The sequence below is a fragment of the Nocardia sp. KT25-26 genome, assembly GCF_056627695.1.
In genome coordinates, this window is record NZ_CM152813.1 from 3,497,927 (window position 1) to 3,513,153 (window position 15,227).

A 15,227-nucleotide genomic window follows, 5' to 3' on the forward strand; every position below is an offset into this window, starting at 1 on the left:
TATGAACGAAGCGCAGGTCGACGGCGCGCTGCCGAACGAAGAGCATCACGAGGGCGGCTTCCGGCCGGTGACCGAACTGATCCAGGCGCGGCGGGCCGCCGGTGGCGACGCGACGGCGGGTGGACCACACTACGGTGATCTGATCGAGCAGACCCGGCTGCTGATGGACAAGGTGCGGCTGCTCAGTCCCGACGACGAGCTGGCCAAGCGGGCGCTGGCCACCCTGGAGCAACTCAACGCCGACCTGGCCCCGGCCGTGGTCGACGAGTGGTCGGCACCGACCTGGCTGCGCACCGACCTGCCCTCGCGGGGGAACCTCACGTTGCCGCCGTACACCGTCGAACGCGCCGATCGGGACGGCGTCGAGGCGACGATCACCTTCCGGACCTTCCACCTGGGCGGGAACAACGCCGCACACGGCGGGCAGATCGCCGTCGGTTTCGACGATCTGCTCGGCATGGCGGCCGCGCTGTACACCAAGGCGGTGACCCGGACGGCGTCGCTGACCATCGACTACCGCTCGGTCACCCCGCTCAATCGTCCACTCCGGTTACGGGCCTGGGCCGAGGGCCGGGAGGGGCGCAAGATCTACCTGCGTGCCTCGCTGCACGACGGGGAACGCCTCTGCGCCGAAGCAAACGGATTGTTCATCGTGCTCAACCCCGGGCAGCCCTGACGCCCGGGGTCGGCACAGAGCCGCGGATCAGGCTCCCACCAGGGTGTTCATGATGGTGCCGGCACTGGTGGCGACCACGCCACCGGCCATGGCGCCGGCGATCATCTTGGGCGACTGCAGCCCGCCGCCGCTCCACTTCTCCCACGCGAACCGGCCGCCGCCGTAGGTGATGGCGGTGACACCCGACAGCAGGACCAGCCAGGTGAAGTAGCGGACCATCTGCTGAATCTTGTCCGCCAGTGGCGGCGCTTCCGGCGTGGGGTTACCGACCTGCGCTACCACGGTGTCGTGCAACGCGAGGATCATGCTCACGATCGTGCTCCTTCGTCGGATGGAGAGAACACATGACGCGGTAGAGAACTCGTGACGCGGTGGAACCGACTATCGATTGAACCTCGAGACGGCACGGTGACACAGCCGACACTCCGGAACCGTCATGACCGGTGTCACACTCTCGGCCACGTGATCTGCGACCGTCCCGGTTCTACGATCGAGAGGCAGGAACAGATCGAGTACGCAGCACGTTGTCCATGACGGCGCAACGGAGCGCTGGCCAACCTTCATCGCTAGCACAACCGTACCGCGGGGAGGGCTCATGCATGTCCTGTTTTCGCTCATCATCGCACTGTTCGGGATTTCTGCGGCCGCCGTGATCGCTGCGTACGCCACCGTCTCGGCCACCTATTGGTACGAGTCCCGGCGCAGCGGATCGACACCGCCGCCGGACGCGCGCCCCATCCGCTGACCGCGATCGATACACTGCCGGGTAGGGGCCGGGACCGGCCCCTACACTCGGGAAAGGGGCGGGCATGGCGAAACTCTTCGAGCGGATCGACACCGAACTACGGGAGTTCATCGCCGAGCAACCGATGTTCTTCGTCGGTACCGCCCCGACGGCCGGGGGCCATGTCAACGTCTCCCCGAAGGGCTACCGCGACACCTTCGCCGTGGTCGACGACCGTACGGTCGCCTATCTGGACCTGTACGGCAGCGGCGCGGAAACCATCGCCCACCTCCGGGACAACGGGCGCATCACGGTGATGTTCTGCTCGTTCACCCGCAACTCCCGGATTCTGCGGCTCTTCGGTTCCGGCCGGTCGGTGCGCCCGGATTCCGGTGAATTCGAACAATTGCGCGAACTGTTCGGGCTCCAGCACGCCGGTATCCGGTCCATCGTGGTGGTCGAGGTGGAGCGGATCGCCGATTCCTGCGGGTTCGCCGTCCCGTATCTGGAGTTCGCCGGGGAACGTCCGGTGCTGGACACCGTGCAGGCGCGCCGCACCGACGACGACTACGCCCGCCGGATCACCGGCGACAACGCGGCCAGCATCGACGGGTTGCCTGCGCTGGATCCGGACCATCCGGTCCCCTCCACCATTCCGCGCTGACACCCCGGCCGTACGCTCGACTCGGCAGGCCGGGCGGGCTGTAATGGACCGGTGGGAGCGCAGAGCTGGCGGGAACTGCCGCCTGCAGCAGGTTCGTTCGTCATGGCCACCGGCATCCTCTCGGTCGGATTGCAGCTCGCCGGACGGGACCTGCTGTCCTGGCTCATGTTCGGAGTCGCCGCCGTCGTATGGGTGCTGCTGGCGGTCGATTTCACCGAACGGCTCGATCGGCTGCCCACCCGCTGGCGCAGCGAGTCCGCCACACCGGCGGCGCTCACCGCCGTCGCCGCCACCACCGTGCTCGGCAGTCGCGCGGTCGCCGCCGGTTGGACCCGGGTCGGTGCCGGCGCCCTGGTCCTGGCGGCCCTCGTCTGGGGGATCCTGTTGCTCTCGGTGCTGCGGCACCGGCAGCACCGGATGCCCGGCGCCATCTTCCTCATCTGCGTGGCCACCCAGGGGCTCGCGGTCCTGGCCGCAACCCTCGCGGCCACCGGCGTCCGGACCGGGGTACCGGCCCTGGCCTGGTTCGTCCTGGGCCTGCTCCTCTATCCGGTGGCCTTCCGGCACTTCGACCTGAGCCAGATCCGCACCGGGCCGGGTGATCAGTGGGTTTCCACCGGCGCCCTGGCGATCTCCACCCTCGCCGCCGCGAAACTCCTGGTCCTGGACGGCTACGCGACGGTCGTCGGCACCGCGCTGACCGTACTCACCCCGATACTGCTGGCCCTCGCGCTGACCGGTTACGCGATCCTGCTCGTCACCGAGCTGATCTGGCCTCGGCGGCGCTACGACATTCGGCGCTGGGCGACGGTCTTTCCGCTCGGCATGACCGCCGCGGCAGCCCTGACCACCGCTGCCGCGCTCGATATTCCGGCCTTCCACCTGCTCGGCAGCCTGCTGCTGATCGTCGCGTGCGGCGCCTGGCTGATCACGACGGCCGCCTTCCTGCGGGCCCGGATCCGCCCGGATCCCGCCGAACCCACGGGTACACCGGACGGTACCGCAGCCGGCCGGTAGGGTTCGGCGGTGGACAGCACCGTAGTCACCGAGTTCGTCGAAACCCTCACCGCAACAGCCGCTCCGCCACCGACCTGGGTGGTCCCGGTGACCGCGGCGGTCGCGCTGGCGGCGGTGCTGTTCCGGCCGGTGTGGGCGGTCCTGCGCACTGTCGTCACCGTCGTCCACGAGGGTGGCCACGCCGTCGCAGCCCTGCTCACCGGCCGCCGGCTCCGCGGCATCCGGCTGCATTCGGACACCTCCGGGCTCACCCTGTCCAGCGGGCGGCCGCGGGGTTTCGGCATGATCGTCACCGCCGCGGCCGGGTATCCGGCGCCGGCCCTGCTGGGCCTCGGCTTCGCGGCACTGCTGGCGGACGGCCGGGTCACCTTGCTGCTGTGGACCGCACTCGCCCTGCTCACCGGGGTGCTGGTGGCCGTCCGCAATGCGTACGGCCTGCTCATCGTGCTGATCGTCGGCGGCCTGGTCTTCGCCGTCACCTGGTACGGCGACGGTGCGGTCCGGAGCGTGTTCGCCTACCTCGCGGTGTGGTTCCTGCTGCTGGCCGCGGTCCGCCCGGTCGTCGAATTGCAGCGCACCCGGCGGCTGACCCGGCGCCGCGGCGGAGCAGCCGATTCCGACGCCGACCAGCTGGCGGCGCTGACCGGCATTCCCGCGGTGCTGTGGGTGGGGGTCTTCGGGCTGGTCTGCCTGGGTGCCGCGGTCACCGGCGGTGTGCTGGTCCTCGACGAAGCCTTCGACCTGCCCTGGTGACCGAGCACCGGACCGGCCGGCTCACGCCGGGTGGGCCCGCCGCCAGGCCGCGATCGATGCCGCGACCAGCTGCTCGACCGGCTCGGCGGCATCGAGGTCCACCCCGGCCTCGTCGGGCTGCAGCGGTTCCAGCGCCTCGAGCTGCGAATCCAGCAGTGCCGGTGGCATGAAGTGGTCCCGGCGGCGGTGCAGGCGCCGCTGCAGCACCGCCCGGTCGGCGGTCAGGGTCACGAAGAACGCCGCTGCCGCGCCGGCCCGGATCCGGTCCCGGTAGCGCCGTTTCAACGCCGAGCAGGACGCCACGGCTCCCTCGGTCCGGTGCGCGCCGAGCCAGTCGGCGACCCGATCCAGCCACGGTTCCCGATCGGCATCGGTCAGTGGCATCCCGGCCGCCATCTTCTCGATGTTCGCCGCCGGGTGGCAGTCGTCCGCGTCCCCGAACGCCACCCCGAGCCGGTCTGCCAGGGCAGTCCCCACTGTGGACTTGCCGGATCCCGACACGCCCGCCACCACGATCAACGGACCGTCCATCGCCGTCCTCCCTGTCCACCCGCGCCCGGTCGTGTCCACCCGGGCTGCCCCGACCACCGTAGCGACGCCGGGACACCGGACCGGCGCCCGCTCAGGGAATCGGCACGTCGGTGGGCAGGTTCACGAAGCTCGGTGCGTCCGGATCGACCCGGAGATGCTGGGGCTTCCACTCGGTGTTGTTCAGTAGCGGCCGGAATGCCAGCGCCTTGGGTGAGTTGCCCGCGAACACGTCGAGCCGGAGGCGGTGTCCGGGCTTCAGCAACGCTTGGGTGGGATTCACGGCGATATCGAGTTCGACCGGCGCTCCCTCCGGCACCGGCAGCAGGCTGTCGAGGGTGATCGGATTGAACGGCGCGGTCAGATCACCACTCACCGAACGGGCGCTGCGCCGCTCATCGATCGCCCGCATGGAGGCGGTGAGCTGGCCGGTGCTCAGTACCGTGGATGTCCCGTCCGGTGCGACATCGTTGACGGTGACGTTCCAATAGCCGTCCGCGGCATCGTGCACCACGTTGAGGTGGACGTTGATCGGGCCGGACAGCACCGTCGGCACGGTCACCGGCGCACTGGTGAAGGTGAGTGCGTTCCGCTCCGCGATCCGGGCGTCCTTGGCGCACGCATCGATCACGGCGGGCATCCCGGCCGCGCCCTGCGCCGCATCGCGCGAGCAGACGGTGGTCAGTCCGGGCGCCACCGTCAGATCGGACGTGCCGGCCGGTGCACCCGGCCCGAGCGAACCGTCGTGCAGGCTGTCGGCTGCGGTACCACTCGGATCGGCGGACAGATACACCCGGCGATGCTGCACACCGGGCTGGGGGAAATCGTCCAGGGTGATCCACCCGCCGCCCTGTTGCCACACCGTCACCGGGCCGAACTCGTCGATCCCCCGGTCGATGCCCTTGAGCCAGTGGTCGAACCACACCCGCTGCAGCACGTCGAGCCGCGGCGGCGCACCCGGCGCACCGGTACCGGCACCCGGGTTCGCGTGGTAGGTGTTGCCCACCACCAGCTGTTTGCGTCCGGCGGGCAGCGGGATCGCCTGATAGAGCTTGGTCGCGGAGTTCGCGAAGATGTCGTGCCAGCCGCCGTAGACGAAGGTCGGCACCGAGACCCGGTCCGGATGCCCCATGATCGCCTTCCGGAAGGCGCTGTCGTCGTCGAGGGCGGCGTCCAGCGCCGGCGGGACCTCGTCCAGCGACGGCGTCAGCAGCGCCTGGGCAAGCAGGTCGAAGTTGGTGGCCGGATCGGCCAGCCGGTCCCGGGCCCAGGTCCAGTCGAAGGTGCCGTTCAACATCGAACCGACGTCCGGGATCCATTTCAGCTGGTTCACCGTGTTCAGCCACATCGGCAGGAAGGTGGTGCCGACGCCGCCACCGGGCGCGACGACGTCGCGCATCAGATCGCTGCCGGGCTCGACCGGGAAGATCGCCCGCAACGCCGCCGGCGCATCCTCGGCGGCCCGCAGCTGATTGATGCCCGAATACGATCCGCCGCTCATCCCCACGTCGCCGGTGGACCAGGGCTGTTCGGCAGCCCATTCGATCACCTCACGGGTGTCGAGCTGTTCCCGGGCGCCGAGCGTGTCCCATCGGCCCTGGGACAGTCCGGTGCCGCGCACGTCGGCCACCACCAGGGTGTAACCGCTGCGGATCAGCGACCGGTCCACGCCCAGCATGGTCTGGATCATCCCGCCGTCCAGCGCCTGCATCAGGTCACCGAAACCACTGATCGGGGTCCGGGAGAGGTTGAGCCGGCGCACGATGTCCACGGCCAGCGGCTGGAGTCCCGGGCTCGACGCGGCGGACTCGATCAGGTGGGTCATCAGCTTCGAGTACGGAGTGAGGCTGACGATGGTGGGCAACGGTTCCGCGACCACCGCACCGGCGGCGTCCATCGGCCGATAGACGTTGGCCCGCAGTTCCACCCCGTCGCTCATCGGAATCGTCACGCCCCAGTCGATATGCACATCGGCGTACGGTGCGGGGTCGTCGTGCACGACGGTCCACTGCGCACTCGGTTCGGCCGGGCCGGGTTCGCCCGCGGCCGTGGCAGCCGCACCGGCCATCCCGGCCAGCGCCGTGATCACCGCCAGCATCAGCCGGGCGGTACGTCCGATCGCGCCGCCGGTGGCGGCCCGTGTTCGGATCCCGGCGGACCTCGGCGCCATGACCATGAACTCTCCCCTCGATACCGCCACCGTCCGGCCCACCGCCGGGCGGGCCCGGCGGATCAGCGCGGAACGTTAGCAGCGCAGCGCGCCGCGACGCCGCAGCCCCGGCCACGTCGGACTGTCGCTGTGAACCATCCTTCTTCCACTGTCCGTCCGATCCGGCGCCGCGTGTCCGCTGGGCACCGCGGGCCGCACGGTGTCGAATAGCGGTACGGAGGTGGCGGAGATGTCCCCTGTGATGCGTTCGGCGTTACTGGCAGCCGCCCGGTCGCCGCGGCTGGCCCGGGCGGTCACCCGGATGCCGGTGACCCGTGCCGTGGTCGAGCGGTTCGTCGCCGGTACGACGGTCGAGGAGGCCGTGGCCGCGGCCCGCACGATCCTCGATTCGGGCCGGATGGTCAGTATCGACTACCTCGGCGAGGACATCACCGATGCCGGGCGGGCCGCAGCCACCGTCGACCGCTACCGCGAACTGCTCGCCGCCCTGGCCCGGTTGCCGCAGGCCGCGGCCACCGGTCCGGTCCGGCCGATCGAGGTCTCGGTCAAGCTGTCCGCGCTGGGCCGGGCCCTGCCGCACAACGGCCGCGAGGTCGCCCTGGCACACGCGCACGATATCTGCGTGGCGGCCCACGCGGCCGGGATATGGGTGACCGTCGACGCCGAGGATCATTCGACCACCGACGCGACCCTCGCCGTCGTGACGGCGCTCCGGGACGAGTTCCCCTGGCTCGGTACGGTGTTGCAGGCCTACCTGTACCGCACCGAGGCGGATTGCCGGCGCCTGTCCGGGCCCGGCAGCCGAATCCGGTTGTGCAAGGGCGCCTACGACGAACCGGCGACAGTGGCCTTCCGGGAACGAGGCGCCGTGACCGCCGCCTACCTCCGCTGTCTGGACGTCCTGGTCGCCGGCGCCGGATACCCGATGATCGCCTCGCACGATCCGGCGATTCTCACCGCCGCCGACCGGGCCCTGAGCGCGGCCTGCCGCCGCAGCCCGGAGTTCGAATACCAGATGTTGTACGGGATCCGTGCCGATGAACAGCGCCGCCTGGCCGCCGCCGGCCACCAGGTCCGGGTCTACCTGCCCTACGGCGACCAGTGGTACGGCTACTTCATGCGCCGCCTGGCCGAACGTCCCGCGAACCTCGCATTCTTCCTGCGGGCCCTCGCCGGTGGCTGATCAGTGCCTCATCCGGTCCGGCCCTCCGGGCTGGTCAGCATCCGTTTGAGCACCTTGCCGGTTTCACCGCGGGGCAACGAGTTGATGAAGGTGACGTCGCGCGGTACCGAGAATCGGCTCAACCGGTTGCGTACATAGGTGCGCACCATCTCCGGATCCAGTCCGGCGCCGTCGCTCTTGACCAGGAAGGCGGCCAGCCGCTGGCCGAATTCGTGATCGGGTACACCCACCACCGCGACATCGGCGACCTGCGGCAGGAAGGCGAGGGCCTCCTCCACCGGCCGGGGGAAGACGTTCTCCCCGCCGGAGATGATCATCTCGTCGTCCCGGCCGGCCACGAACAGCCGCCCCTCGGCATCGAGGTAGCCGAGATCGCCCGTGTCGAGCATCCCGTCGGTCTCGTCGGGTGGGGCGTCGCTGACATAGCCGTCGAACAGCATGTGGTTGGCGACGTAGATGTGTCCGACCGCGCCGACCGGGACCGGCCGATGGTCGGGACCGAGCACCGCCACCCGGGTACCCAGCGGCGGCCGCCCCGCCGTGGTGGGTGCAGCCAGCAGGTCCGCCGGACCGGCCACGCTCGCCCACGACACCTCGGTCGATCCGTACACGTTGTAGAGGATGTCCCCGTAGCCCTCCAGGAACCGCAGCACCGTCGCAGCGGCCAGTGGCGCACCGCAACTGATCACGTGCTGCAGGCTGCTCAGATCGTAGCCGCGGCGCACTTCCTCGGGCAGGTCGACCAGACGCTGCACCATGGTCGGCACCGCGATCAGCGTCTGCACCCGGTGCTCGGCGATCCGGCTCAGGCAGTCCGCGGCGTCGAAGCCCTGGGAGAGCACGACGGTCGCCCGGACCGCGGTGCTCAGCTGCAACCCGGACAGGCCCCAGGTGTGGAACAACGGAGCCGGGATCATCATCGTCGAACCCACCCGGACCGGAATCTGCGACAACAGGGCGGCGATGGTGTCGAACCCCTTCGCATGCGGCCGGCGGGCGCCCTTCGGGCTGCCGCTGGTCCCGGAGGTGAGCACGATCTGCCGTCCCGGGGTGCCGGGGGCCGGAAAGGTGGTCCGGCCCATCGCGATCAGGTCCTCGACGGTGGTCCGGGCCGGGTCCGCCGGTAGATCGTCGGTGGCGAACCGGGGCAGATCCCGGTGCAGGTACCGGACCAGGTGCTCCAGGTCGCTGTCGACGAACAAGGCCGACAGCCGGTGCCGCTGGACGATCTCCTCGATCCGGCGGCCGGACAGACCGGAATTGAGCAACGCGACATCCACGCCCAGTTTGCCCGCCGCCACCATCGTCTCGACCATGCCGCAGTGGTTCGCGGCCAGCAGGCCGATTCCGTCCCCGGCGCGCAGCCCCACCTCGTACATCGCACCGGCCAGGGCCGTGGTCCGCCGATCGGTCTCGGCGAACGTCGCGGTGCTGACATCGTCGATCAGGGCGATCTGATCGGGACTGTGTGCCGCACCCGCGGCATATCCGCCGGCCAGGTTGAACCCCCAGCGGTACAGGGAGCGCAACTGCCGCAGCGCGGTCATCGGCGCGGCCACCAGCCCCGCGGACACCATCCAGCGGGCCAGCTCCGATTTGCGCCGCACCGGCGAGCGCTCGGCATTGGCGACCACCGAGGTGCCGACACCGCGGACCACGTCCGCAGCCCGGCGCAGACCGTCCCGGACCCAGCCGGCGATCGCCGCATTGCCGGCGCCGTCCAGGGCCGGGTGCAGGCGGGTCGCAGCGAAGACCGTCACGGTCAGGCGGGTGCGCTGCTCGTCCCCGCTGAGCCGGACCATCGCGAAACTGCCGAGTTCCGGGCTGTGCAGTTCGAAGCTCTCGTACCACCGGCCGATGTTCAGCACGAGGCGGCAGTTCGAGATCCCCGCGGAACGGCTGCCGAACCGGAATTTCCAGCTGGTCGGCCCGTCCGGCTCGTCCAGCCGCTCACACCCGCCGATTCCGGTGAACATCCGCGGATAGGTCTGCGGGTCCAGCAGGACATCCCACATCGCCCGCCGCGCAACGGTGAACTCCACTGTCACATCAACGACATCACTGACCACTGTTCCACACGCACTTCCATCGGCCCGGCGACACTGTCGGGCATTCCCTCGGGCCCCATGGCCCGATCACCTCGATCGGTGACCGGCCCGCGGCACCCCACCAGGATTCAGGATCGACGATTCCGAGCGTCCGAAATCAGAAAAACGCCGGAATTTGGCGTACCGAACCAACGCGACACGAACCGGATGTGATCGCCCCCAACCCTTGCCCATCGCAGTGCTTTGCCGAAGTATTGCCACAGGTAGGTGATCGCACTGCACACGCACCGCCGCGAGCGGCGCCGACGAGCGAAGAGGTGTGGACATGACAGCGAGCTGGCCCGGTTCGATGAGTTCCTTCGACGACATCTTCCAGCGATTCTTCGGCCCGGGGATGGCCTCCCACCCGCCGGTCCAGCGCATCGACCTCGGCAGACTGATGACCGAGAACGCCAAACTGCTCATCGGGACGGCCCGGGAGGCCGCGGAGTCCTGGGGCAACCCGGAGATCACCCCGGAGCATCTGCTCTACGCCGCCACCGAAGCCGAGCCCGGCCGCAGCATTCTCGCCGAACTCGGCCTCGAACCGGACAAGGTTGCCGAGCAGATGCAGACGGCCCTCGACACCGGCGAACCGAGCACGCCCGAGGACGCCCCGGTCACCCTCAGTCCGGCCACCAAACTCGCGCTGCGGGCCGCCCAGCGCAGCGCCGCCGAAGCCGGCAGCAGCTACATCGGCCCGGAACACATCCTGCTCGGTATCGCGTCGCTGCCGGACAGCCCGGCCGCCCAGTCGATGATGTCCGGGGTGCGGCAGAGCCAGGGTGGCGCCGCGGCACCGCAGCCCGGCAAGGCCACCGACACCCCCACCCTGGACGAGTACGGGCGTGACCTCACCGAGGAGGCCCGCTCCGGACTGATCGACCCGGTGGTCGGCCGGACCGAGGAGATCGAGCAGACCGTGGAGATCCTGTCCCGGCGCCGGAAGAACAATCCGGTGCTGATCGGTGATCCCGGCGTCGGCAAGACCGCGATCGTGGAGGGTCTGGCCCAGCGCATCGTCAACGGCGACGTTCCGTCGACCCTCACCGATCGCCGGGTGGTCGCCCTCGATATCGGTTCCCTGGTCGCGGGCAGCAAATACCGCGGCGAGTTCGAGGAACGCCTGACCAAGGTCCTCGACGAGGTGCGCGCACACAAGGACGGACTGGTCGTCTTCATCGACGAGCTGCACACCATCGTCGGCGCGGGCGGTGGCGGTGAGGGATCGATGGACGCCGGTAACCTGCTCAAGCCCGCGCTCGCCCGCGGTGACCTGCATGTGGTCGGCGCCACCACGATCGACGAATATCGCAAGCACATCGAGAAGGACGCCGCCCTGGAACGCCGGTTCCAGCCGGTGCTGGTCGCCGAACCGTCGGTGGCCGACACCATCGAGATCCTGCGTGGCCTCTCCGACGTCTACGAGGAACATCATCAGGTCCGGTACGCCGACGATGCCCTGATCGCCGCCGCCGAACTCTCCGACCGCTACATCACCGACCGGTTCATGCCCGACAAGGCGATCGATCTGGTCGATCAGGCCGGCGCCCGGGTCCGGTTGCGCAACCGGACCGCCGACCCCGACGTCAAGGAGAAGGAGGAGACCCTCGCCGCCCTGAACCGCGAGAAGGACGCCGCGGTCGCCAACGAGGACTACGAGTTGGCCAAGGACCTCAAGGGCCGCATCGCGACGGCCGAGCAGGACCTCGCCGAGTCCGGGGGGCCCGCCGAGGAGCCCGAGGTCACCGTCGTCGACATCGCCGAGGTGGTGTCGAAGCAGACCGGCATCCCGGTGGCCGACCTGACCGCCGAGGAGAAGCAGCGGCTGCTGAAGCTCGAAGAGGTCCTGCACAGCCGGGTCGTCGGCCAGGACGAGGCCGTGGTCGCCGTCGCGGAGGCGGTGCGCCGGGCCCGCGCCGGGCTCCAGGACCCGAACCGGCCGATCGGGTCGTTCCTGTTCCTCGGCCCGACCGGGGTCGGCAAGACCGAGCTCGCCAAGGCGCTCGCCGAAGCGGTGTTCGGCGACGAGGACCGGCTGATCCGCTTCGATATGAGCGAGTTCCAGGAGAAGCACACGGTGTCGCGGCTGGTCGGCGCCCCGCCCGGATACGTCGGCTACGACGACGCCGCCCAGCTCACCGACAAGGTGCGCCGGCAACCGTATTCGGTGATCCTGTTCGACGAGGTCGAGAAGGCGCATCCCGATGTGTTCAACGTACTGCTGCAGCTGCTCGACGACGGCCGGGTCACCGACTCCAAGGGGCGCACCGTCGATTTCAAGAACACCATCGTGATCATGACCAGCAACATCGGGTCCGATATCATTCTGAAGGCGCCCGACGGCGACCTCGATTCGATCACCGAGCAGCTCGAGCCGCTGCTGCGCAGCCACTTCCGGCCGGAATTCCTCAACCGCATCGACGAGCAGATCGTCTTCCACCGGCTCGACAAGAAGCAGATCCGCAATATCGTCGAACTCGTGCTGGACCGACCACGCCGGATGCTGGCCGCCCAGGACATCGAGCTCGATGTCACCGACGCCGCCATGGACTGGCTCGGCGACCACGGCTACGAACCCGAATTCGGCGCCCGCCCGCTGCGCCGTACCGTGCAGCGGGAACTGGACAACCGTATCTCCCGGATGCTGTTGAGCGGGGAGCTCACCGCGGGTGCCACGGTTCAGGTCGACGCGGCCGCCGACGACCTGGTGATCACCACCGTCGAAGGCCCGGGAGAATCCGCCCAGCCGGAGAAATCCGCCAAGGACGGCAAGAAGTCGAAGCCGAAGAAGAACAGCAAGGGCTGAACGGACGGTGGCCCCGGTCGCGGCGACCGGGGCCACCCTTTTCGCTACCGCCTCCGGCCCGCCGGTTCAGCCGCCGGTGACCACACAGCTGTATCCGAACCGGAACCCACGTCCCACACTGACCTGGACGGACGTTCCGGACCAGTCCGGGCCCTGCAGTGCGGTGATGGTGTGCGGGCCCCGAGCGGATGGCGTCCAGGGCAACATGGCCAGCCCGTCCTGTGGTGGCACCACCGCCAGCAGCGCGCCGTTGTCGTAGAAGGCCACCGGCTGCCCGCCGATGCTCAGGCGGGCGACCAGCAGGTAGTCGCAGCCGGTGCCGTAGAGGGTCGACGACCCGACGTTGGTGCCCGGATCGATGGTCAGCTCCGAGACCGTCGCTCCCGCGGTCGGGCTTGCCATCGACAGGGCCGCCGCCGCACACCCGGTGGCGACGGCGGCACGGATGCCGTGGGCCCGGCGGAAAATTCTGTCGCTCATATCTCACGTCCTTGTGCCATGGGCCGGAGGGAGACCGGCAAATATCGATCTCCATCCTCACCCCACAACCAGACGATGTGGTGCAGAACACACCGATCCGCTCGGTGCCGGCATCCGTCACACGCTGCCGGTGAACAACCGCAACCGCTCGATACCGGTCCCGTGATCGGCGAATTCGGCCAGCAGAATCCCCGGCACAGCACCGGCCCGGACACCGGCGGTCACGGTCCGGCCGGCGGCGATGATCTTGTCTCCGGCGACGATTCCGCTGCCGGCGAACTCTTCGACGGTCACCGTGGTCCCGGCCGGCGATTCGATCACGGCGCCCGGACCGAGCAACCGGCGTACCTCGTCGGCATCGCCGGCCGCGGCGGCCGCGAGCACCGCAGCGATCCGGCGTTTGCCCGCCCGGCCGACACCGCGCAGCCCACGCAGCAGGCCGACGGCCCCGGCCGGTCCCTGATTCCGCACCAGCTGCGGACCCAGCGACACCCCGGCGGCGATACCGGGCAGTCCGGTCCGCAGCAGCAGTCCGATCATCGCGGCGAGTTCCCAATGCGCGTCGAGGCGGGCGATCCGCCAGACACCCTGTTCCGGCACCAGGTCGTAGCGCAGATGCATCGGCACCCGCACCGTCGCGCCGGAACCCATCGTGGTCTGCACGGTCAGGTCCCGGAACACCGTGCGACCGGTCACGATGTCGTTGTCGACGTCGAAGACGATCGTGTTGGGGGCGATGAACGTGTCGTAGAAGCGTTCGATCGCAGCCCGGCCGATGTGCGGCCGCGAACCGACCGGATCGTTCACCCGGCCGTCCGCGGCGAACAAGGCCAGCCAGGCATCGCGGTCGTGGGCCGCGACCGCCTCCGGCGAGGCGGCCACTGCGGCCAGCAGGTCGGCAGCGGGTGCATCCGGCGACATCGATCCTCCTCAGCGCATCGGCAACAACGGCGACGGCGGAAATTCCACCGGCAGCGCCGTCAGCGACCGGTGGAACGGTCCCGGTCGCCAGACCAGTTCCCCGGCCGGTACCGCCAGCCGCAGTTCCGGGATGGCATCCAGGAGTTGATCGATCGCATCCTGCACGATCAGATAGGCGACCGGGCGGGCGGGGCAGCCGTGCGGGCCCGCACTCCAGGAGAGATGGGCCCGATTGTCGATCACCTCGCCGGCCCCGATCGCCGGATCGTTGTTGCAGCCGGACATACTGATCACGACCGGCTGGTTGGCCGGCAGCCAGCGATCGTCGACCAGGATCGGCTGCCGCGGGTAGGTCATACAGAAGTTGGCCAGCGGTGGATCGGTGTAGAGCACCTCGTCGAGCGCATCGCGCGTCGAGAGGCTGCCGCCGAGCACGCTACCGGCGAACCGGTCGTCGGTGAGCATCAGCCGCAGGGTGTTGATGATCAGATTCTGCATCGGCTCGATACCCGCCCCGTAGAGGACGACGAGCTGATGCATCATCTCCTCGTCGTCGAGGCGCGCGGAATGCCGGAGCAGGCGGGTGGTGACATCGTCGCCCGGGGTCCGGCGTTTCAACGCGACCAGGTCGCGCAGCGCACCGTGCAGCAGTTCGTTGCCCGCTTCCGCCTCGTCGCCCTCGAAGATCTGCGCCATCCCGGTGGCCACCCGACGGCCGATCTCGGCGGTGCACCCGAGCATCGAGTTCAGTGCGGCGAAGGTGAGCGGAAAGGCGTACTCGCTCACCAGGTCGGCCTGCCCGGCGCCGCAGAACGCGTTGATCAGCGGAACCGCGATCCGTTCGATGGTGGCATGCATCGCATACAGATCCACCGCGGCCAGGCCCGCCACGTTCGCCTCGCGGTAGCGGGTGTGCTCGGCGCCGGTGGTACGCAATGCGGTCGGCCGGAACTGCAGCATCGGCAGCACCGGGCAGTCCGGTGCGATGCCGCGCTGCCACGTCCTCGGATCGGCCGGGAAGTGTTCCGGATCGTTCAGGATCCGGACCGCGGTGTGATAGCCGATCACCAGGGTGGCGGGCACTCCGGGTGCGAGATCGACCGGCACCAGCGATCCGTACCGGCGGCGCATCTCCCGGTAGGCGGTCTGCGGATCGGCGGCGAACTCCGCCGAATACATCGCCACCCGTGGTTCGTCCACGGCCGGTGCGGCGTG

At 69.5% G+C, this 15,227-nt stretch carries 14 protein-coding genes; 7 read left to right on the plus strand and 7 right to left on the minus strand.

Features of this window, described 5'->3' with window-relative positions:
- Nucleotide 1: 1 nt before the first annotated feature.
- Nucleotides 2-676 carry a PaaI family thioesterase gene (locus AC1HFH_RS15975; protein WP_480243573.1) on the plus strand — a complete coding sequence of 225 codons (675 nt, stop codon included), beginning with the start codon at nucleotides 2-4 and terminating at the stop codon, nucleotides 674-676.
- Between the two features lie 27 nt (nucleotides 677-703).
- On the opposite strand, the gene AC1HFH_RS15980 is transcribed toward AC1HFH_RS15975, so the two are convergent.
- The gene (locus tag AC1HFH_RS15980) at nucleotides 704-982 is read right to left on the minus strand and encodes a hypothetical protein (RefSeq protein WP_480247868.1); all 279 of its coding nucleotides are present in this window, start codon (nucleotides 980-982) and stop codon (nucleotides 704-706) included.
- 289 nt (nucleotides 983-1,271) lie between these two features.
- On the opposite strand from AC1HFH_RS15980, the gene AC1HFH_RS15985 reads away from it, so the two are divergent.
- The 4 genes from AC1HFH_RS15985 to AC1HFH_RS16000 all read left to right on the plus strand — a co-directional run bounded on the left by AC1HFH_RS15985 (nucleotide 1,272) and on the right by AC1HFH_RS16000 (nucleotide 3,834).
- Entirely contained in the window at nucleotides 1,272-1,421 is a 150-nt protein-coding gene (locus AC1HFH_RS15985; RefSeq protein ID WP_480243574.1) for a hypothetical protein, read from the plus strand.
- A 64-nt stretch (nucleotides 1,422-1,485) separates the two neighbouring features.
- Nucleotides 1,486-2,064 carry a pyridoxamine 5'-phosphate oxidase family protein gene (locus AC1HFH_RS15990; protein WP_480243575.1) on the plus strand — a complete coding sequence of 193 codons (579 nt, stop codon included), beginning with the start codon at nucleotides 1,486-1,488 and terminating at the stop codon, nucleotides 2,062-2,064.
- A gap of 51 nt (nucleotides 2,065-2,115) precedes the next feature.
- Nucleotides 2,116-3,081, plus strand: a complete 966-nt coding sequence (locus AC1HFH_RS15995) for a tellurite resistance/C4-dicarboxylate transporter family protein (RefSeq protein ID WP_480243576.1) — start codon at nucleotides 2,116-2,118, stop codon at nucleotides 3,079-3,081.
- A 9-nt stretch (nucleotides 3,082-3,090) separates the two neighbouring features.
- A complete protein-coding gene (locus tag AC1HFH_RS16000; protein WP_480243577.1) occupies nucleotides 3,091-3,834 on the plus strand; it encodes a M50 family metallopeptidase in 744 nt (247 codons plus the stop codon).
- Nucleotides 3,835-3,855: 21 nt separating this feature from the next.
- Here the strand turns inward: AC1HFH_RS16000 and AC1HFH_RS16005 are convergent, their stop codons facing one another.
- A complete protein-coding gene (locus AC1HFH_RS16005; RefSeq protein ID WP_480243578.1) occupies nucleotides 3,856-4,365 on the minus strand; it encodes a gluconokinase in 510 nt (169 codons plus the stop codon).
- Nucleotides 4,366-4,456: 91 nt separating this feature from the next.
- Nucleotides 4,457-6,460 carry a CocE/NonD family hydrolase gene (locus tag AC1HFH_RS16010; protein ID WP_480247869.1) on the minus strand — a complete coding sequence of 668 codons (2,004 nt, stop codon included), beginning with the start codon at nucleotides 6,458-6,460 and terminating at the stop codon, nucleotides 4,457-4,459.
- Between the two features lie 301 nt (nucleotides 6,461-6,761).
- Between AC1HFH_RS16010 and AC1HFH_RS16015 the strand changes: the two genes are divergently transcribed.
- Nucleotides 6,762-7,715, plus strand: coding sequence for a proline dehydrogenase family protein (locus tag AC1HFH_RS16015; protein ID WP_480243579.1), 954 nt, complete (start codon nucleotides 6,762-6,764; stop codon nucleotides 7,713-7,715).
- An 8-nt stretch (nucleotides 7,716-7,723) separates the two neighbouring features.
- Here AC1HFH_RS16015 and AC1HFH_RS16020 read toward each other — a convergent pair whose 3' ends face one another.
- On the minus strand, nucleotides 7,724-9,730 hold the full coding sequence (locus AC1HFH_RS16020) for an AMP-binding protein (RefSeq protein WP_480247870.1): 2,007 nt from the start codon (nucleotides 9,728-9,730) through the stop codon (nucleotides 7,724-7,726).
- 358 nt (nucleotides 9,731-10,088) lie between these two features.
- Between AC1HFH_RS16020 and AC1HFH_RS16025 the strand changes: the two genes are divergently transcribed.
- Entirely contained in the window at nucleotides 10,089-12,611 is a 2,523-nt protein-coding gene (locus AC1HFH_RS16025; protein WP_480243580.1) for an ATP-dependent Clp protease ATP-binding subunit, read from the plus strand.
- 66 nt (nucleotides 12,612-12,677) lie between these two features.
- On the opposite strand, the gene AC1HFH_RS16030 is transcribed toward AC1HFH_RS16025, so the two are convergent.
- The 3 genes from AC1HFH_RS16030 to AC1HFH_RS16040 form a co-directional block, all read right to left on the minus strand.
- Nucleotides 12,678-13,091, minus strand: coding sequence for a hypothetical protein (locus tag AC1HFH_RS16030; RefSeq protein WP_480243581.1), 414 nt, complete (start codon nucleotides 13,089-13,091; stop codon nucleotides 12,678-12,680).
- A 117-nt stretch (nucleotides 13,092-13,208) separates the two neighbouring features.
- Nucleotides 13,209-14,012, minus strand: a complete 804-nt coding sequence (locus AC1HFH_RS16035) for a nuclear transport factor 2 family protein (protein WP_480243582.1) — start codon at nucleotides 14,010-14,012, stop codon at nucleotides 13,209-13,211.
- Between the two features lie 9 nt (nucleotides 14,013-14,021).
- Nucleotides 14,022-15,191 carry a cytochrome P450 gene (locus AC1HFH_RS16040; RefSeq protein ID WP_480247871.1) on the minus strand — a complete coding sequence of 390 codons (1,170 nt, stop codon included), beginning with the start codon at nucleotides 15,189-15,191 and terminating at the stop codon, nucleotides 14,022-14,024.
- Nucleotides 15,192-15,227 lie beyond the last annotated feature (36 nt).